Consider the following 20397-nt stretch of genomic DNA (forward strand, 5'->3'; position numbering starts at 1 on the left):
CTTGCCTAATTATTATTGCTACCCAAATTAATCTAATGTGATTTCGAGCGCCAAACCTCTTAATTCGTGGATCAATACATTAAATGATTCCGGAATATTCGGTTTTGGCAACACGTCTCCTTTTACAATGGCCTCGTACGCTTTCGCTCTACCAATCACATCATCTGATTTTACGGTTAAGATTTCCTGCAGTACATGCGAAGCACCAAATGCTTCCAATGCCCACACTTCCATCTCTCCGAAACGCTGACCACCAAACTGGGCTTTACCACCTAATGGCTGCTGCGTAATTAATGAATATGGTCCAATAGAACGGGCGTGCATCTTATCATCTACCAAGTGGCCTAGTTTAAGCATGTAAATCACTCCAACTGTTACCGGTTGGTCGAATTTATCACCTGTTAAACCATCATATAGATATGTACGGCCATAACGAGGCACTCCTGCTTCGGCTAACTCTGCAGATACTTGTTCTTCGGAAGCACCGTCGAATATAGGAGTAGCGTATTTTTTACCTAGCTTTAAACCAGCCCATCCCAATACTGTTTCGTAAATCTGACCAATGTTCATCCGCGAAGGTACCCCTAATGGATTTAAAACGATATCCATTGGTGTGCCATCTTCCAGGAATGGCATATCTTCTTCCCGAACGATACGTGCTACTACCCCTTTATTACCGTGACGTCCAGCCATTTTATCACCTACTTTGAGCTTCCGCTTCTTGGCAATATAAACTTTCGCTAATTGCACAATACCGGCAGGTAATTCATCTCCCACTTCTAAGGTAAAGCGTTCCCGTTTGAATCGAGCTGAAATATTGTTACGGCGCTTGTTATAATTTTTAACTAGCTCAATAACCATATTGTTGATTCGATCATCAGCGGTCCAGTTTTCCAGAATTAAATCTTTAAACAAGTTAACTTCTTCCGGAACAGCATAGTTGCTTTCATCCTTATAAGGGTTTTTATCCGGAAATAAGTTTTCGGCTATATTTTTCCGGGAGAATTTCACGCCTTTCGACATGATTTCATCTCCGAATTTATGTTTAATACCGTTGGTTAATTGTCCGTCAAGCAATTGGGTTAACTTATCCACCATTATGTTTTTAACAGCTTTTAGTTCACTGTTATAATGGGATTTTAAGTCTTCCACTTCTTTCTTAGACTTCGCCCGCAAATTTTTATCTTTCTTCGGCCGAGAGAATAATTTAGTCTCAATTACTACCCCATTCAGTGAAGGTGGTGCTTTAAGCGATGCATCTTTCACATCACCCGCTTTATCTCCAAAAATGGCCCGTAACAGTTTCTCCTCGGGAGTAGGATCCGTTTCTCCTTTTGGTGTAATTTTACCTATTAGAATATCACCTTCTTTTACTTCAGCACCCCGACGAATGATACCATTTTCATCTAAATTTCGCACAGCTTCTTCGCTAACATTTGGAATCTCCGAAGTTAATTCTTCTTCTCCCCGTTTGGTCTCACGAACTTCCAGCTCGAATTCTTCAATGTGGATAGAGGTAAATACATCATCCCGGACAACTTTTTCCGAAATAACGATAGCATCCTCGAAGTTATATCCTTGCCATGGCATGAATGCTACTTGCAAGTTACGGCCTAATGCTAATTCCCCATCATTAGTTGCATAACCTTCGCACAAGGCTTGGCCTTTTCTAACTATCTCACCTGTATGTACTATTGGTGTTAAATTAATACAGGTATCCTGGTTCGTTCTCCGGAATTTAATAAGATCATAGGTTACATATTCAGCATCAAAGCTTACTAACTTATCATCTTCGCTCAGGTCATATTTCACAACTACCTTAGTTGCATCTACATATTCCACCACCCCGGATCCTTCCGCTACAATTAAGGTACGAGAATCAATAGCCGCCCGGCCCTCCAAACCAGTTCCAACAATAGGAGCCTGTGGTTTCAGCAAAGGCACTGCCTGGCGTTGCATGTTCGACCCCATTAATGCCCGGTTTGCATCATCGTGTTCCAAAAATGGAATTAAGGAAGCTGCAACCGATACAATTTGATTCGGTGCTACGTCCATGTAAGTATAAGTAGATGGTTCAGTCACCGGAAAGTCACCTTCAAAACGGCCTTTTACTCTATCCGTTAAGAAATTACCACCTTCATCAATAACCGCATTTGCCTGAGCAATATGGTGCGTATCTTCTTCTTCCGCAGTTAAATAAACTACACCTGTTTCTACTTCTACTTTACCATCTGTAACTTTACGGTAAGGAGTTTCAATAAAACCCATATTATTTACCCGTGCGTGTACGCACAAGGAAGAAATTAGACCAATATTAGGTCCTTCCGGGGTTTCAATTGTACAAAGGCGACCATAATGAGTATAGTGAACGTCACGTACTTCAAAACCTGCTCTTTCCCGAGAAAGACCGCCTGGCCCAAGAGCAGAAACCCGCCGTTTGTGCGTAATCTCAGCTAGTGGGTTCGTTTGGTCCATAAACTGAGACAATTGGTTAGTACCAAAGAAGGAGTTGATAACGGAAGAAAGAGTCCGGGCATTGATCAAATCAACCGGCTTAAATTCTTCATTATCCCGCACATTCATCCGCTCTTTAATGGTACGAGCCATACGAGCTAATCCTACTCCAAATTGAGCATATAGTTGCTCGCCAACAGTACGAACCCGACGATTACTTAAATGGTCAATATCATCTACAACTGCTTTAGAGTTGATCAAACCAATCAAGTATTTTACAATAAGCACAATATCTTCATTCGTAAGTACCTTTGCGTCCCAGTTATTATCCAGTCCTAGTTTCTTGTTAATCCGATAACGACCAACGTCACCTAAATCATAACGCTTATCCGAGAAGAATAACTTTTGAATGATATCTCTCGCAGTTTCTACATCGGGAGCTTCTGTATTCCGCAATTGACGATAAATTTGTTCAACCGCTTCTTGTTCAGAATTCGAATTATCTTTTTGTAAAGTATTGTAGATAATAGTATAATCGGCAATATTTACATTTTCACGGTGAAGAATAATTGATTTTGCTCCTGAATCCAGAATAGTATCTATATCTTCTTCTGTTAACGTAGAATCACGTTCTAATAGAACCTCATTCCGATCTATAGAAACTACTTCACCAGTATCTTCGTCCACAAAGTCTTCCGTCCAAGTACGTAGTACCCGAGCAGCTAACTTACGTCCTACTGCTTTTTTCATAGTTTTTTTGTCTGCTGGCACTTCTTCAGATAAACCAAATAAATCCAGAATATCTTTATCTGTTCCATAGCCGATAGCCCGTAGCAGAGTAGTAACAGGAAATTTTTTCTTGCGGTCTATATAGGCATACATAACGTTATTTACGTCTGTAGCGAATTCTATCCAAGATCCTTTAAATGGAATAATGCGAGCGGAGTATAACTTAGTACCGTTTGTATGTTTACTTTGCGCGAAGAATACACCTGGTGAACGGTGTAATTGAGAAACGATAACCCGTTCGGCGCCATTTATTACAAATGACCCTTTTTCTGTCATGTAAGGAATATTCCCTAAAAAAACTTCCTGCTCTATTGTTTCAAAATCCTCATTGTCTTCATCATTACAGATTAGACGCAGCTTAGCTTTTAAAGGAACAGAATACGTTAATCCTCTGTCAATGCATTCATCAACTGAATATTTAGGTGGATCAACATGGTAATCGATAAACTCAAGCACAAAATTTTCCCGGGAATCGGATATAGGAAAATTTTCTGCAAATACTTTAAATAATCCTTCGTCCGTCCGGTTCTCGGCGGGTGTTTCTAATTGAAAGAAATCACGAAAAGATTGAAGCTGAACATCGAGAAAATCGGGATAATCAATTACTGGGGTAATCGAAGCGAAGTTAATCCGCTCAGTTATTTTATGTTTAGCCAAAACTTTGAAATTTAAAGTTTATAAACTTATTTAGTAAATCTCTTTTAAGGAGATTATAAAGTCTGTATCAAAAGTCTTTTTGGTACAAACAGGAAAAGACCTGACTAAATTGCCAGGTCTACTTATTGGTAGGAGCTGTAAGCTAAATAATAAATTATTTTACCTCCACTTCAGCACCAGCTTCTTCTAGTGATTTTTTAAGAGATTCTGCTTCATCCTTAGCTACACCTTCTTTTAACGGTTTCGGAGCTGCATCAACTAACTCTTTTGCCTCTTTCAAGCCTAAACCAGTTAACTCTTTCACTAACTTAACAACTGCTAGTTTAGAAGCACCGGCACTTTTAAGTACTACATCAAAAGCTGTTTTTTCTTCAACTGCAGGAGCATCTGATCCACCAGCAGCACCGCCGGCTACCATTACAGGAGCTGCAGCTGCCGGCTCAATGCCGTATTCATCCTTTAGGATTGTAGCTAGTTCATTTACCTCTTTTACAGTTAAATTAACTAACTGCTCAGCGAATGCTTTTAAATCTGCCATTTTTATAAAAAATTAAAAGTTATTTATTTATTATTTATGATTATTCTTTTTCGGATAAGGTTTTCAGAATACCTGCCAATTTATTGCCACTTCCTTGTAGAGCTGAGATAACGTTTTTAGCAGGAGATTGTAGTAAACTAATTATTTCACCAATTAAGTCTTGCTTAGATTTAATAGTGCTTAATACTTCTAGGTTTTCTGCCCCTACAAATACATCACTATCTATATAAGCTCCCTTAAATACAGGTTTAGCCTCTACTCCTTTGCCGTATGCTTCAGCTTTATAAAAGCTCTTTAATAGTTTTGCCGGTTCACTTCCAGATTCTTTAGAAAACAAAATTCCGGATTGGCCTTTTAACGCCTCATCCATTGCAGAAGTATCTGCATCTAAAGTATCTAAAGCCTTACGGATTAAAGTATTTTTATAAACTTTATACTCCATTCCTCTATCGTAGCACAATCTCCTAAAACGGTTAATGGCTGCTACAGTAAGACCAGCGGCATTAGTGATGTAAAAAAATTGGTGGGTTGAGAACTTTTCTGTTAATTCGTCAACTATCGCTTGTTTTTCTTCCCTTGTCATTCTCTTATTTTCCTGAAGTTAAACTTGGATCTACGGAAACTGCAGGACTCATTGTGCTTGACAATGTTATACTCTTAATATAAGTTCCCTTGGCAGAAGATGGTTTTAAACGATTTAAAGTAGAAATTACTTCAGAAGCATTTTCCGCTAATTTATCTGGCGAAAAAGAAACCTTTCCTATACTTGTATGAATAATTCCGGTTTTATCTACCTTAAAATCAATCTTACCTGCTTTAACTTCTCTTACTGCTTTTCCTACTTCTGGCGTTACTGTGCCGGATTTTGGATTAGGCATCAGGTTACGAGGTCCTAAAATCCGCCCTAATCTACCTACTTTTGCCATTACGGAAGGCATAGTTATAATAACATCTACATCCGTCCAGCCTTTTTCAATTTTTTGGATATACTCATCCAAGCCAACGTAATCTGCACCCGCATCCCTTGCTTCTTGCTCTTTGTCTGGTGTACAAAGAACTAAAACCCGAACAGTTTTACCCGTTCCATGTGGTAATGTAGCAATACCCCGAACCATTTGATCTGCTTTCCGTGGATCAACGCCCAAACGAACATCAATGTCAACCGAAGCATCAAATTTGGTAAAAGTAATATCTTTAACTACTCCGGCAGCATCCAATAAAGAGTAATCTTTGTTTAAATCTACTTTTGCTAAAGCAGCTTTTCTGTTTTTAGTATTTTTAGCCATAACTCCTACTTATTCGCTCCAAGGAGCTTTACCCGTTACCGTTATTCCCATACTACGCGCCGTACCTGCTACTAATTTCATAGCAGATTCTATTTTAAATGCATTAAGGTCTGGCATTTTAGTTTCGGCAATCGTTCTTACTTGGTCCCAAGTTACTGATCCAACTTTGTTACGGTTAGGTTCTTTTGAGCCGCTTTTAATTTTTGCCGCATCTAATAATAATACAGGAGCCGGTGGAGTTTTAATAACAAAGTCGAATGACTTATCTGTGTAGATGGTGATTAACACCGGACATATTTGGCCGGCTTTATCCTGGGTTCTAGCATTAAATTGCTTACAAAATTCCATGATGTTTAAGCCTTTTGAGCCAAGTGCAGGTCCAATCGGCGGTGATGGATTCGCAGCGCCTCCCTTTACCTGAAGTTTCAGGTAACCTTTTATTTCTTTTGCCATTTTTTTATACTTAGCTTTAGCCGTTAGCTAAATGCTTATAAATATTAGTTGTACTCCTATATAAATCTGGTATCCGGAGTAATCATTACCAGTTATTAAGATTCTTTTTCTACTTGCATGTAGTTCAACTCAACGGGTGTGTTTCTTCCAAAAATTTTCACCATCACGTTAAGTTTCTTTCTTTCTTCAAATACCTCTTCAACAGTGCCGGAAAAACCATTAAATGGTCCATCCATCACTTTCACAGTTTCTCCAACAATAAACGGAGATTCTAAAGTTTCTTCTGTTTCATCGGTTTCATCTACTTTCCCCAGAATACGGTTTACTTCTGACAAACGTAGCGGAACGGGTTTTTTCATTGCCGAACCTTCATTTGAACCTAAGAAACCAATAACGCCCGGAGTACTGATAATAATATGCTCGGCTTCACCGTGAGATAAATCGGCATGTATAAGAATGTAGCCTGGGAAAAAGTTACGCTCTCGTACCCGCTTCTTACCATTCCGCATTTCGTAAACTTTTTCTGCCGGAATCAGAACTTGTGGCACGTATTCCGTAAGATCCTGTCTGGATATTTCTGTTTCAAGATAAGATTTAGCTTTCTTTTCCTGACCACTAACTGCACGTACTACATACCATTTTAAATCTGCCATTCACTATAAGTTAAAACTGGTTGTAGAACCAAGACAATGTTGAATCGTACAAAAAGTCCATCAAGCCAACAACAATCGCAAATACAACTGAACCTATTAATACTAATACCGAACTATTCTGCAGTTCGGTATACTTAGGCCATGAAACACGATGCCTCATTTCCTCAATTGTATCATGGATATATTTTCTTACTTTTTCCATCACCTTCAAAACAGACGAATCTATAAGCACGGGTGGAGAGACTCGAACTCCCAGCCAATGGTTTTGGAGACCACTACTCTACCAATTGAGCTACACCCGTAAAAAAATGCACACCATTTTTAAAATGGAGTGCAAATTTAATAATTTTATATAAAGAAACAAATCCGCTCCTGAATTTTATTTCAAGAGCGGATTGTATTTTTAGTTTATTTAGTCTAAAATCTCAGTAACCTGACCAGCACCTACAGTACGACCACCTTCGCGGATCGCAAAACGTAAGCCTTTTTCCATTGCTACTTTGTTAATTAATTTAACAGTAATAGTAATGTTATCACCCGGCATAACCATTTCTACACCTTCTGGCAAAACAATTTCACCAGTTACGTCCGTAGTACGCAAGTAGAACTGCGGACGATATTTGTTAAAGAATGGAGTGTGACGACCACCTTCTTCTTTTGAAAGAACGTATACTTCCGCTTTGAATTCGGCGTGAGGCTTAACAGAACCTGGCTTACAAATAACCATACCGCGACGGATTTGATCTTTGTCAATACCACGCAATAACAACCCTACGTTATCACCGGCTTCACCTCTGTCCAATATTTTGCGGAACATTTCCACTCCTGTAACAGTAGATTTTAAACCTTCGGCCCCCATACCTAAAATATCTACTTGCTCACCAGAGTTAATTACACCCCGCTCAATACGACCCGTAGCTACAGTACCCCGACCTGTGATTGAGAACACGTCTTCAACCGGCATCAAGAAAGGAAGATCTGTTAAACGAGTTGGAATTGGAATAAAGTTATCTACCGCATCCATTAATTCTTCGATGGTAGCTACCCATTTAGCATCTCCATTTAAGCCACCTAAAGCAGAACCTTGAATTACCGGAATGTTATCGCCATCGAAATCATAGAATGATAATAATTCCCGGATTTCCATTTCTACCAGTTCCAATAATTCCGGATCGTCTACCATGTCCACTTTGTTCATGAAAACAACTAGCTGAGGCACACCTACCTGACGAGCTAACAGAATATGCTCACGAGTTTGCGGCATAGGGCCATCAGTAGCAGCTACTACCAATATAGCACCATCCATCTGAGCAGCACCGGTAACCATGTTTTTAACGTAGTCAGCGTGACCAGGGCAGTCTACGTGAGCATAGTGACGGTTAGCTGTAGCATATTCTACGTGCGAAGTATTAATTGTAATACCACGTTCTTTTTCTTCGGGAGCGTTATCGATAGAGGAGAAATCTCTTTTCTCGGCAAGACCTTTGTTCGCTAAAACCTGAGTGATAGCGGCAGTCAGGGTTGTTTTACCGTGGTCAACGTGCCCGATGGTACCGATGTTAACGTGCGGCTTCGAGCGATCAAAATTTTCTTTTGCCATTTTATTTATTATCTAATTTGTTAAATTTTTGATTGTTATTGTAATATATAAATCCGCTTAACAAGCATACAGCTCGGCTAAGCGGAAAATGTTATTGAGCCAACGATGGGAATTGAACCCACGACCCCTTCCTTACCAAGGAAGTACTCTACCCCTGAGCTACGTCGGCAGCTAAAAGATTAAAGAACTGCCTTATTTTAAAGGCCAGTTCTTTAATCTTGGTATTAGAGCGGGAGACGAGGTTCGAACCCGCGACCTACAGCTTGGAAGGCTGTCGCTCTACCAACTGAGCTACTCCCGCTTGTTTTATTTAAAGAATGGCAGGCAGTTTGAAAACTTCAATTATATCCACTCTTCTGGCTTTATGTGGGGAGAGAAGGATTCGAACCTTCGAAGTATCACTACAACGGAGTTACAGTCCGTCCCATTTGGCCGCTCTGGAATCTCCCCCGGCTTACATTAATCTAAGAACTTTTTCCTTACAGTAGCCCTGCTATTTCGTAAGGAGTTGCAAAATTAGATGCTTTTTTTTCTTTATCAAATTTTTCTGTAAAAAAGTTACAAGAATTTAGCACTTGTAAAACCTACTTTACTCCGCCATACTATTATATATTCGAATAAGTTTAGGATCTTTTTCTTTGGCTTTGATATCCGTTAGAAGCGCTCTTTGAGCTTCCGTATCAGTGGCAATGCTTAATGCCTGAAAGGCAGCTAGCCGGACGAAATAGGTTTCGTGATGCCGTGCTATATCCTCGAGTTTAGCTAAGCCTTGCTTTATATCTACTTGTGCACTAAAGTTCATCAGATAACCCCCAAAGTTTTGGGTAAAGAAATATAAGTTCTCTCCTTTAACAGTCTCTATGTTTCTGATAAACCAGTCAAAATAGACGGGACCGCCAAAACGAGCGTAATAACCAGATAAAGCTTTTAAAACTTCGTTATTAGTAGTGTTATCAAATTGCTTTAATAATGGACCTACTTGGCCGTTTTTAGTAGTAATAAATCCTTCAATACCTGCCGCGACTACGGCATAAGATGAATCCGTAAGAGCTTGTTCTAGAATTGGGTTAGCATTAAAATTAGGAAATGTGGCAATTGCTGTTACCGCATCTGCTCTTACAATACTTTTCTTATCTTTTTTAACTATTGCTTGCAAATCATCTAATACTGTTTTGGCTTCTGTGCCCGTATACTTGGCAAGAGCCGTTAACGCTGCTGACCGGATCTCTGGTGTTTCATCTTTTAAGGCTGTACGCAGCATTTTCAAAATTTGCGGTTCATTTACTTTATCGGTTAACTCAGTAATAGCTTCGTACTTAGCTAAGTACTGGTTCACATTATAGAACTGATAAAGTAATTCCGCTTCGGTTTTCGAATGATCGACTTTAGCCAAAAGTTGCTGTTCGGCATCGAATAAAATTAAGTTAGGTTTAGAGCTTACCGGTAACGTAAAAGTTTGTCGGGCCTTGGTTATTAAAAGGTTGTGTTCTTTTTTCTGGTTTCCTTCCCAAACAACAACTTTGACCGGTAATTTATAAATAGGAGTATAAACTGAATCCTGTTGTTGAACTACGGTTAGCTGAACTTGCCCGTTTTGGTAAATATGCTCTATTTTTAAATCGGGATGGCCGGGTTTTAAAAACCATTGATCAAAAAACCAATTTAAATCCTCACCGGTTACATCCTCGAAAGCAATTCTTAGTTCAGCTAATTCCACGGAAGAAAACTGGTGAGCAATCAGGTAATTTTTTAATGCTGTGAAAAATGCCTCATCACCTACATAATTCCGTAGCATGTGCAATACTCTCCCGCCTTTTGCGTAAGAATGGCTATCGAACATGTCTTCTTTATCCAGGTAATAATAGCGGATTAAAGGTTCTTGTTTTGTTTCTGATTCGGCTAAGTATTCGTTTAGTTCTTTTAAATTTAGGACATCTGCTGCCGCTTTGCCGTACTTGTATTCTTCCCAAAGATACTCACTGTAATTTGCAAAAGATTCGTTTAGCGGCAGGTTAGCCCAACTTTCCATGGTAACCAAATCGCCAAACCATTGGTGAAAAAGTTCGTGCGCAATAATAAAGTCCCAATTAGTATCTTGTAATTCCCGCTTGGTTAGCTGCAGACTTTCCATAAAAACGGAAGCCGTGGTATTCTCCATAGCCCCGGAAACATAATCGCGCACTACCACCGAAGCGTATTTTTGCCACGGAAAATCTACCCCCAGTTTCTTAGAAAAAAACTCTATCATTTCGGGAGTATGACCAAAAACGGCTTTCGCGGTATTAGCATATTGGGGTTCCACGTAATAATCCACGTTCAGATTACGCCATTTGTCACGAATTACCGCAAAGTCTCCCACGGCAATCATAGCCAAATAAGGAGCATGCGGTTTATCCATTTTCCAGTAATCGGTACGGGTTCCATCCGGGTTCTTTTTAGAGGATATAAGTAACCCGTTCGAGAGGGTAACATATTTTGAATCAACCGTTAGGTATATTTCCTGCGTCATGCGTTCATTCGGAACATCAATAGTAGGCATCCAGGCCGAGTTTGCCTCCGTTTCTCCTTGGGTCCAGATTTGCTGGGGTTTGTTGGGTTCCTTTCCCAATGGATTAATAAAGTACAAGCCTTTATCGGAGGTAATAGCGGCACTTCCTTTTACTTGCAGATTGTTAGGATTAGCGATATAGTTAATTTGAATTTTATATTCCTGATTTCGAGTATAGGTTTTATCAAGTTTAACTGTAAGCTTTAGATCATTATAGGTATAAGTTAGATTCTTCTCAACAGAGCCAGTTATCAGCTTTATACTTTGAATGGTAAAGCCTTTCGCATCGAGAATAACAGCATTTTGTGGGTAGAAAAACGGTTTTAAAGTTAAAATGGCTTCTCCAATAGCTTGCTGTTTCGTCCAGTCAAAACGCAGTCTTAAGTGGGTATGAATTAAATCTGATAACCGGGTTGCAGTTGGATTATAATGCCCCTTTTTAGAAGCCCATTCCGGAATACCATCAGTTATTTTTCGGGTTGTATCAGCTAAAGGCGTTAAAGCGGTTGTACTTATAATGGGCGCTTTACCAGTGGATGCGTTTATTTTACAACCTGCCCCCACCGCCAACATAATTATTAAACTTAGCCCACCCCAAAACTTATCATTCATATTCCGGATTGTTTTTAAATTTGCCGGCAATTTCTGCATTTACTTCCGGATTTCAATTATCTTTGACCCCCAAAAGAATATCTTTACTATGCTACAAGTAAAAACTGCTAACGGAAATACATGGCAGGTCGATATTAAAAAAGAAACAATACTTGTAGACAATTCTATTTTTTCCTGGGACTTTGTACCTCTAAGTCCAAACCGGTTTCACATTATTCAGAATCATCAATCCTATACTGCTGAAGTAGTAAAAGCCGATTATACTACTAAAACCTTTACCATTAAAATAAACGGGATTTCGTACGAACTTGCCCTTCAGGATCGCTTTGACTTGTTATTGGATAAACTGGGGATGGGACAGGTGAATAGCAAAAAAATCAACGAAGTAAAAGCGCCTATGCCCGGACTTATTTTGGATATAAAAGTTAAAGTTGGGCAGGAAGTAAAAAAAGGTGATTCTATTGTGATTCTGGAAGCCATGAAAATGGAAAATATTTTAAAATCGCCGGGTGATGGCACAGTAAAAGCCATTAAAGTTGCCGTGCGCCAGAACGTAGAAAAAAATCAGGTAATTTTAGAGTTCTGATTGGTTATGATGGAATACTTTTTAAAGGTTAAAGTATACTAGCTTAATCGCGTCTGTTAAGAACTAATCAATTATTTATTAGACATTTACCTTTATACTAAGTAAGAATAAAATTGCGGTTTTTAGCCATAAAGAGAAAATTAAGTTTTTTACAAATAATAGCCATAGCATATTGACTACGGACAATAAATAAATGAAATACAAACGAATTCTTTTAAAACTAAGTGGTGAAGCGTTGATGGGCGATCAGCAATACGGTATTGATACCAAACGCCTGATTCAATACGCACACGAAATTAAAGGCGCTGCCGATTTAGGCGCCGAGATTGCAGTAGTAATTGGTGGTGGAAATATTTACCGCGGTTCACAAGCCGAATCAATGGGTCTGGATCGGGTACAGGGTGATTATATGGGTATGCTGGCCACGGTTATTAACAGTATGGCTTTACAAAGTGCGCTCGAAAAAGAAGGCATTAGTACCCGGCTATTATCCGGAATTAATATTCAACAAGTATGCGAACCATACATTCGCCGGCGCGCGATGCGCCACTTAGAGAAAAACCGAGTAGTAATATTTGGCGCGGGTATTGGCAGCCCATATTTTACTACTGATTCTGCTGCTAGTTTACGGGCCGTTGAAATTGAAGCGGATGTAGTTTTAAAAGGAACCCGCGTAGATGGAATCTACTCGGCCGATCCGGAAAAAGACCCTACTGCTGTTCGCTTTACCCATTTAACTTTTCAGGATGTTTTTGAGCAAAACCTGAACGTAATGGATATGACAGCTTTTACTCTTTGTAAAGAAAATGATTTACCCATTATTGTATTTGATATGAACCGTGCGGGTAACTTGCGTCGTATACTAGATGGCGACGATTCAGTGGGCACTTTGGTATCTTCTTAAAGAAAGCACTAGCTAATTAATAAAGTTATTGTTTAAAGCATTTCAGCTTTTAATTATTTAAAATATTCCTTTTTTGTATACGTTTAGCGTTAGAGTTTCTTAACCGAAACCCTGGGCAACAATTATCTATAAAAAATAATATGGAAGAAGAAATTCAGTTTTATCTCAGCGAAGCAGAAGAATCAATGGCGAAAGCCTTGCAGCATACCAGCATTGAATTAAGTAAAATTCGGGCAGGAAAAGCTTCACCAGCCATGATTGAAGATTTGCGGGTGGATTATTACGGCACTCCTACTCCTATTTCGCAGGTTGCCAACATTAGTACGCCCGACACGCGTACCCTGTTAATAAAGCCATGGGAAAAGAATATGCTGGGTGAAATTAACAAAGCTATCAAAAACAGTGATTTAGGTCTTAACCCGTTGCAGGAAGCCGATGCGGTACGTTTGAATATTCCGGCATTAACCGAACAACGTCGCCGTGATTTAGTGAAACAAGCCAAAGGCGAAGGCGAAAGCGGGAAAGTAAGAGTTAGAAATATTCGGAAAGATGTGAATGATTCCCTTCGCAAATTATTGAAGGAAGGTGCCGCCGAAGATTCTATTAAAGATGCCGAAACAAAAGTGCAGAAGTTAACCGACTCTTATATTGTTAAAGTAGATGATTTACTTAGCAAAAAAGAAACGGAAATAATGACCATTTGATTTTACATATTTACCAAAAGCAAAAAGCCTCTCTGTAAATTTACAAAGAGGCTTTTTGCTTTTGGTAAACTTTTACTTAATCCTCACTCCTTCATAGAATTTTACAGGTATTTCATTTTTGTTGTAAAAGCAACAATGAAAATTCCAAAAGCACTGATTTGCGATTTTAATTATCATTTGTATTTCAAGTAAAACTCTGAATGATAAGACATAAGCAAAATTTCTAAATTAAAACCCGCAAAAACATTATCTTACCACATAAAAGCTTCGTTTACTCGGTGCAAATACTTTACGAAAGAAAAAAGTCTGTATGGAAGAGATAGATAACACCCCGCAGTTAATTAAAGATGATGGCTGGCTAAGCCCGTACGAACCAGAAATACTCGCTCGTCAGAACCGGTACGCTCAAACTCTAGAAGAAATACAGAAAAAGTACGGGTCGCTTCCTGATTTTGCCAATCAGCACCATTATTTAGGTATAAATTATGATCCTAAGAACGAAGGTTGGTGGTATCGGGAGTGGGCTCCGGCAGCTTTTCAGCTTTATTTGATCGGCGATTTTAACGATTGGAATCGTACTAGCCACCCTTTGCATAAAAATGAACAAGGCATTTGGGAGATTTTTTTACCTGATAAAGAATATACTAATCGGTTTGGTCACGAAACAAAGGTAAAAGTACACGTTATCGCTGCCAATGGCAATCTCGATCGTATTCCCCCGTATATCCGGCGAGCCGTACAAGATCCGGTAAGCTACGATTTTGCGGGTCAGGTTTGGCTACCAAATGAGCCATTTATCTGGACGGATGAAGCTTTTGCTATCACTAACATAAAAGAACCGGTAATTTATGAATGCCATACCGGTATGGCTCAGGAAAAAGAAGGTGTAGGCACTTACCGCGAATTTGCCGACCAGATTTTACCACGTATTCATCGGGATGGTTATAATTCTCTGCAGCTAATGGCGGTAATGGAACATCCTTATTACGGTTCATTTGGTTACCACGTATCTAATTTCTTTTGTCCTTCGTCGCGCTTCGGTACTCCCGAAGATTTAAAATACCTGGTTAATGAAGCTCATAATTTAGGTATTGCCGTAATTATGGATATAGTTCATTCGCACGCGGTAAAAAATATTGCCGAGGGTTTGGCTTTCTTCGATGGATCGGGTGATCAGTATTTTTATCCTGGTCCGCAGGGCTTCCATCCGGCTTGGGACTCCCGAATTTTTAATTATGAGAAACCAGAAGTACAGCAATTTTTACTATCGAATGTTAAATACTGGCTCGAAGAATTTCATTTCGATGGTTTCCGGTTCGATGGCGTTACTTCTATGCTGTACCTGCACCACGGCGAAGGAGTAGCTTTTGATCATTATAATAAATACTTCCGGGAAGGCGTGGATAATGCGGCCATTTTATACTTGCAATTGGCCACTTCTTTGGCTCAAGAAGTAAAACCGGGCGCCATTTGCATTGCCGAGGATATGAGCGGCATGCCGGGTCTTTGCCGCACAATACCGGATGGAGGTATTGGCTTTGATTATCGCCTGGCGATGGGTATTCCAGATTATTGGATTAAACTCTTGAAGCACACCCGTGATGAAGATTGGAACATTTACGAAATGTGGGGAGTGCTTACTAACCGCCGCTACCAAGAAAAAACCATCGCCTATGCCGAATCGCACGACCAAGCATTGGTAGGAGATAAAACTTTAGCTTTTTGGCTCATGGATAAAGAAATGTACTTTCACATGAGTGCTGATGATCCTAATTTAATTATTGACCGCGGTATAGCCCTGCACAAACTAATTCGGCTTGTTACAATTTCCCTGGGCGGCGAAGGGTATTTGAACTTTATTGGTAACGAATTCGGCCACCCGGAATGGGTTGATTTTCCGCGCGAAGGTAATAATTGGAGCCATAAACACGCCCGGCGGCAATGGTCGCTCATCGATAACCCTAATTTAAAATATAAGTTTATGGGTAATTTCGATCAGGCAATGATTAAAACAATTTTGAAATACCATATACTGGTTGCTCCCCAGGGTAAGCAGCTTAACATGGATTCTGCTAATAATATTATAGTTTTTGAAAGAGCTAATTTAATTTTCGTCTTTAATTTAAGTCCTCAAAATTCTGTATTCGGATATACTTTCACGGTACCTCAAGCAGGCACTTATCAGCTAATTTTAAATTCCGACGATTCAGAATTCGGTGGATTTAACCGCATTGATCCAAGTGTGGAGTATTTTACTTACGAAGAGGAAAAAACGGCTAAATTACGCATCTATACCCCAAATCGTACGGCTCTGGTTTTTAAACTGAAAGACACTATCTAATACTTTGCGGCAAGAATTATAAATTAGGTTCACCATTAATAAAAAGCAGGCTAAGCCCCTGCTTTTTTTATGCCTATTTTATTAAGCAATTTCGAAAGCTAAGAACAGAAAATTAAAAATTACTCAACAAGTAAGGTTGTTCATTATTCTAATTATATAATTCTCAAAACGAGAACTATATATCGTGGATTTTGAAATAAATTATTGTAAATTGTTTACAATTTGTTGTAAATATTAATCTATTTTCTATTCAAAAACCACCTAATGGACAGAAGAGAAGCCATGTTGCGAGTGGCCGCCTTAATGGGCAGCGCTATCTCTGCTCCCCTCCTATCAGGCCTATTATACAGTTGTCAAACTAAAACCGGCAACGACCAAGACACTAAAACTACCACTGTAGTCTCGGACAAGCATAAGGCAATGATTGAGGAAATCACGGAAGTTATTATTCCGAAAACGAGTACACCCGGCGCTAAAGAGGCCAAGGTACCCGAGTATGTTTTAATTATGCTCGCCGATTGCTACCCGGAGAAAGATCAGCAACGGTTCTTTAAAGGGTTAGATGCCTTGGATGAGCGGGCGAAGCAAGCCCACGGCACCGAGTTTTTAGATTGCAAACCGGAACAGCAATTAGCCTTGTTGCAGCAAGAAGAAGAAAAAGCTATGGCGGAACGGGCAGAACAAATGAAAATAAAAGCCAAGGCTACTACGCGTGAAGAAAAAGAAAAAGAAGATGAACTTCCTTTCTTTTCGATGATGAAGGAAATGACGGTTGTTGGTTATTTTACTTCGGAACCCGGAGCAACAAAAGCTCTTGCCTATGTGCATGTACCTGGCCATTTCGAAGGCTGTACCGACTTAAAACCTGGTCAAAAAGCATGGGCTACTTAAAAGCTACTGCTAGTTTATAACTGCATTTCAGCCAAAAGTAATATAATAATTTTCTAGATTTTTAATATTCATGAACATAAACGGTAAAGCAAAAGAACAAAATACCTACGATGCCATTGTTATTGGTTCGGGCATAAGCGGTGGTTGGGCAGCCAAGGAACTCACTGAGAAAGGTCTGAAGGTAATAATGCTTGAAAGAGGCCGCAACGTAGAACACGTAAAAGATTATACCACGGCCATGAAACACCCTTGGGAGTTTACCCACCGGGGTAAAATTACGTTAGCGCAAAAAGAAACCCACCCTTATCTGAGTCGCGATTACCCTTACAACGAAACAAACGAAAGCTTTTGGATTAACGATAACGATGCTCCCTACAGCGAGAAAAAACGTTTCGACTGGTACCGGGGCAATATTGTAGGTGGAAAATCTATTATGTGGGGACGACAGTCTTATCGTTTAGCCGACCTTGATTTTGAAGCCAACGCCAAGCAAGGCATTGCCGTAGACTGGCCCATTCGCTATAAAGATATAGCACCTTGGTACGACTACGTAGAAAAATTTGCCGGAATTAGCGGGTCCAAAGAAAATATACCCCACCTGCCCGATGGTGAATTTTTGCCTCCCATGGAGTTAAACTGTGTAGAAAAAGAAGTAAAAAAGCATATTGAAGCTAAATTTAAAGGGCGTCATTTAACTATTGGCCGGGTAGCCAATTTAACGCAGCCGCATAATGGTCGCGCTAATTGCCAATACCGTAATTTATGTAGCCGCGGTTGCCCCTATGGTGCCTACTTCAGTACTCAATCTTCTACGTTACCAGCTGCCGTAAAAACAGGCAATCTTACCTTACGCCCTCATTCGCTGGTAAGTAATATTATTTACGACGAAAAATTAGGCAAAGCTACCGGCGTTACGGTTATAGATACCCAAACTAATGCTACCGTTGACTATTTCGCTAAAATTATTTTTGTAAATGGCTCTACCCTGGGTAGCACCTTTGTTCTGTTAAATTCTACTTCTAATCGCTTTCCGAATGGCTTAGGTAATGGCAGTGGTCAGTTAGGCCATAACTTGATGGACCATCATTTCCGGATAGGTGCTTCCGGAGAAATGGACGGCTTTGATGACAAATACTATTATGGTCGCCGGGCGAATGGTATTTACATTCCAAGGTTCCGGAACCTTGGCGATGAAAAACGGGATTACATCCGGGGTTTTGGCTACCAAGGAGGTGCCAGCCGCGACAGTTTTATGCGGGGCGTTGCCGAAATGGGTATTGGGGCTAACTTTAAAGAAGAAATTACCAAGCCTGGTAAATGGAAAATGAATTTAACTGGTTTTGGTGAATGCTTGCCTTACTACGAAAATCAAATAGCGTTAAACAAAGATCGCAAAGATAAGTGGGGCTTGCCTACCATAGATATTGATGCTGAATTTAAGGAGAATGAAATGAAAATGCGGAAAGATATGATGAACGATGCTGCCGAAATGTTGGATGCAGCGGGTTTGAAAAATGTCTCTACGTACGATAACGGTTCTTATCCGGGTATGGCCATTCACGAAATGGGTACTGCCCGCATGGGTCGTGATCCTAAAACCTCGGTATTAAATGCTCATAATCAATTACACGAAGTAAAAAACGTATTTGTAACAGACGGGGCCTGCATGACTTCAGCAGCTTGCCAAAATCCTTCGTTAACGTATATGGCTTTAACTGCCCGTGCGGCGGATTTTGCCGTTTCTGAGTTAAAGAAAGGTAATATTGCTTAACTTAAAGTTAAATTTTAAAACAAAACAGGCCGCAATTATGCGGCCTGTTTTGTTTTATTCAAAAGGTTATTTTAAAAGCAAAACTATTATTCTACAACTTTTTCAAAAATTTGAAGAATTTCTTCGGTTGATTTCTCCCAGGTAAGTTGTTCAATATCCTTGTAGGAATCGGCAATTACTTTGGAGCGCAATTCATCATCTTCCAGCAAGGAAATAATATGAGCCGCCATAGCATCGGTATCATTATAATCGGCTTTTAAAGCGCTGTGCAATACCTCGCCCACTCCCGATTGGTTAGAAATTACCGCCGGAACCCCAAATTGAGCCGCCTCAATGGCCGATAAGCCAAAAGGATCTGAAACAGACGGCATGCAATACACATCGGCTATAGCTAACAGGTTTTCTACTTTTTCGCGGTCTAGAAAGCCAGTAAACTCAAATTTGTTATCTAATTGCAGGTACTGATCCGAAGAAATAAGGTCTTGTAATTGATTGCCTGTACCCGCCATTACAAATTGCACGTCTTTGTTTTTTTCTAAAACTTTAGAGGCAATATCCAGAAAATAAGAAGCTCCTTTTTGCTCCGTTACCCGGCCTAAGAATAACACGATTTTGTCTTCTTCAGGAGCTTTTTCTTTCCGTTTTTGTTGTTTTGGCTCAATACCATTGTAAACCGCCTGAATCCGATCGGCCGCAATCCCGTATTCATTTTGAATAATTTGAGACGTATATTCACTTACCGGAATAATAAAATCGGCTTTTTCCAGCGCTTGCTTTTCTAATTCGTAAATCCATCCCTGGCTATCCTTACCAGCCCGGTCGTAACTTAAAGAGTGTACATGCACTACTAAAGGTTTACCACTCACCAGTTTTAATTCTACACCCGCCAGAAACGTCATCCAATCGTGTGCATAAATTAAATCAAATTCTTTTTGCGAAGCTAAACGGGTAGCATACCGGGCATACTGAATTACCGCTGAGTTGGCATCCATATTTTCCAGATTAGTTTGCCCAAATACGTTAAGCTCTTCTACCGGTTCCGAAAGCGTTACCGGATGATAAGCCAGTCTTGCGGCGGGCGCAACTGCTTCTTCCGTTTCAGCATCAGCACTCTGAGCTGGATAAGAAACTTCGGCAGGCAGGTCCTCTTCTGTTTGGTACGGCGTAATAGTAGAGGGAACATACATTACGTCGCCAAAAGCAGAATAATCCGGTTTAGTAAACTCAGCCTTAATATTTTGAATATCGATATTGTTCAGGCCAGTTAAATTAACATTTTGCAAAATAAAATCCGGATCGGATTTGGGTAGGATCAGTGTAAGATCGACCTTGTCGGCAAGAGACTTAGAGATACCGTAACAGGCAGTGCCTAATCCGCCGGAAACAATAGGGGGAAACTCCCAACCTAACATTAATACCTTTAGCTTTTTCATGTAAATAACCTTTTTGAAAGTGTCAAACAGAACCAATAAAATTTATTTGTGAATTATTCCTATTTTTTAAGCAAATAATCTAAAATTACTATATATATTTACTAAAATTATTCATTGCAATTACTCTAAAGGGTATATACGAAAGATTACTTTTTAAACTTAATCAAAATAATGATT

At 39.7% G+C, this 20397-nt stretch carries 16 protein-coding genes and 4 tRNA genes; 6 read left to right on the plus strand and 14 right to left on the minus strand.

Translation table 11 applies throughout. The features are described 5' to 3' along the window. Window positions 1–27: 27 nt before the first annotated feature. From rpoB to AHMF7605_RS13690, 13 genes are all read right to left on the minus strand, one after another. On the minus strand, window positions 28–3900 hold the full coding sequence (rpoB, locus tag AHMF7605_RS13630) for a DNA-directed RNA polymerase subunit beta (RefSeq protein WP_106930185.1): 3873 nt from the start codon (window positions 3898–3900) through the stop codon (window positions 28–30). A gap of 154 nt (window positions 3901–4054) precedes the next feature. Further along, the gene (gene rplL, locus AHMF7605_RS13635) at window positions 4055–4438 is read right to left on the minus strand and encodes a 50S ribosomal protein L7/L12 (protein WP_106930187.1); all 384 of its coding nucleotides are present in this window, start codon (window positions 4436–4438) and stop codon (window positions 4055–4057) included. Window positions 4439–4478: 40 nt separating this feature from the next. Next, the gene (gene rplJ / locus AHMF7605_RS13640) at window positions 4479–5021 is read right to left on the minus strand and encodes a 50S ribosomal protein L10 (protein ID WP_106930188.1); all 543 of its coding nucleotides are present in this window, start codon (window positions 5019–5021) and stop codon (window positions 4479–4481) included. A gap of 4 nt (window positions 5022–5025) precedes the next feature. Continuing rightward, window positions 5026–5724 (minus strand): 50S ribosomal protein L1, encoded by a 699-nt coding sequence (rplA, locus tag AHMF7605_RS13645; protein WP_106930190.1) that lies wholly within the window; start codon window positions 5722–5724, stop codon window positions 5026–5028. Between the two features lie 9 nt (window positions 5725–5733). Then, complete coding sequence (gene rplK / locus AHMF7605_RS13650; RefSeq protein WP_106930191.1) at window positions 5734–6177, minus strand: 50S ribosomal protein L11; 444 nt, start codon at window positions 6175–6177, stop codon at window positions 5734–5736. A gap of 95 nt (window positions 6178–6272) precedes the next feature. After that, the gene (gene nusG, locus AHMF7605_RS13655; protein WP_106930193.1) at window positions 6273–6830 is read right to left on the minus strand and encodes a transcription termination/antitermination protein NusG; all 558 of its coding nucleotides are present in this window, start codon (window positions 6828–6830) and stop codon (window positions 6273–6275) included. 10 nt (window positions 6831–6840) lie between these two features. Continuing rightward, window positions 6841–7032: a preprotein translocase subunit SecE gene (secE, locus tag AHMF7605_RS13660; protein WP_106930194.1), complete on the minus strand. Its 192-nt coding sequence runs from the start codon at window positions 7030–7032 to the stop codon at window positions 6841–6843. Between the two features lie 27 nt (window positions 7033–7059). Then, window positions 7060–7132: transfer RNA gene (locus AHMF7605_RS13665), tRNA-Trp, on the minus strand. A 110-nt stretch (window positions 7133–7242) separates the two neighbouring features. Then, window positions 7243–8430, minus strand: coding sequence for an elongation factor Tu (gene tuf / locus AHMF7605_RS13670; RefSeq protein WP_106930196.1), 1188 nt, complete (start codon window positions 8428–8430; stop codon window positions 7243–7245). Window positions 8431–8527: 97 nt separating this feature from the next. Continuing rightward, window positions 8528–8599, minus strand: a tRNA-Thr gene (locus AHMF7605_RS13675). Window positions 8600–8658: 59 nt separating this feature from the next. Then, window positions 8659–8731 (minus strand) — tRNA-Gly (locus tag AHMF7605_RS13680). Between the two features lie 66 nt (window positions 8732–8797). Next, window positions 8798–8880, minus strand: a tRNA-Tyr gene (locus AHMF7605_RS13685). 139 nt (window positions 8881–9019) lie between these two features. After that, window positions 9020–11590: a M1 family metallopeptidase gene (locus AHMF7605_RS13690; RefSeq protein ID WP_158267509.1), complete on the minus strand. Its 2571-nt coding sequence runs from the start codon at window positions 11588–11590 to the stop codon at window positions 9020–9022. A gap of 88 nt (window positions 11591–11678) precedes the next feature. On the opposite strand from AHMF7605_RS13690, the gene AHMF7605_RS13695 reads away from it, so the two are divergent. The 6 genes from AHMF7605_RS13695 to AHMF7605_RS13720 all read left to right on the plus strand — a co-directional run bounded on the left by AHMF7605_RS13695 (window position 11679) and on the right by AHMF7605_RS13720 (window position 18787). Next, window positions 11679–12176, plus strand: coding sequence for an acetyl-CoA carboxylase biotin carboxyl carrier protein subunit (locus AHMF7605_RS13695; protein WP_106930199.1), 498 nt, complete (start codon window positions 11679–11681; stop codon window positions 12174–12176). A gap of 193 nt (window positions 12177–12369) precedes the next feature. Beyond that, entirely contained in the window at window positions 12370–13080 is a 711-nt protein-coding gene (gene pyrH, locus AHMF7605_RS13700) for a UMP kinase (RefSeq protein WP_106930200.1), read from the plus strand. 140 nt (window positions 13081–13220) lie between these two features. Next, on the plus strand, window positions 13221–13784 hold the full coding sequence (frr, locus tag AHMF7605_RS13705; RefSeq protein ID WP_106930202.1) for a ribosome recycling factor: 564 nt from the start codon (window positions 13221–13223) through the stop codon (window positions 13782–13784). A gap of 310 nt (window positions 13785–14094) precedes the next feature. Then, window positions 14095–16125, plus strand: a complete 2031-nt coding sequence (locus tag AHMF7605_RS13710; protein WP_106930204.1) for an alpha amylase C-terminal domain-containing protein — start codon at window positions 14095–14097, stop codon at window positions 16123–16125. Window positions 16126–16389: 264 nt separating this feature from the next. Beyond that, complete coding sequence (locus AHMF7605_RS13715) at window positions 16390–17016, plus strand: gluconate 2-dehydrogenase subunit 3 family protein (RefSeq protein WP_106930205.1); 627 nt, start codon at window positions 16390–16392, stop codon at window positions 17014–17016. Between the two features lie 70 nt (window positions 17017–17086). Continuing rightward, window positions 17087–18787 carry a GMC oxidoreductase gene (locus tag AHMF7605_RS13720; protein WP_106930207.1) on the plus strand — a complete coding sequence of 567 codons (1701 nt, stop codon included), beginning with the start codon at window positions 17087–17089 and terminating at the stop codon, window positions 18785–18787. A gap of 86 nt (window positions 18788–18873) precedes the next feature. On the opposite strand, the gene AHMF7605_RS13725 is transcribed toward AHMF7605_RS13720, so the two are convergent. Beyond that, entirely contained in the window at window positions 18874–20220 is a 1347-nt protein-coding gene (locus tag AHMF7605_RS13725) for a glycosyltransferase (protein WP_106930208.1), read from the minus strand. Window positions 20221–20397: the final 177 nt, after the last annotated feature.

This window comes from Adhaeribacter arboris (assembly GCF_003023845.1).
Classification (GTDB): Bacteria; Bacteroidota; Bacteroidia; order Cytophagales; family Hymenobacteraceae; genus Adhaeribacter; species Adhaeribacter arboris.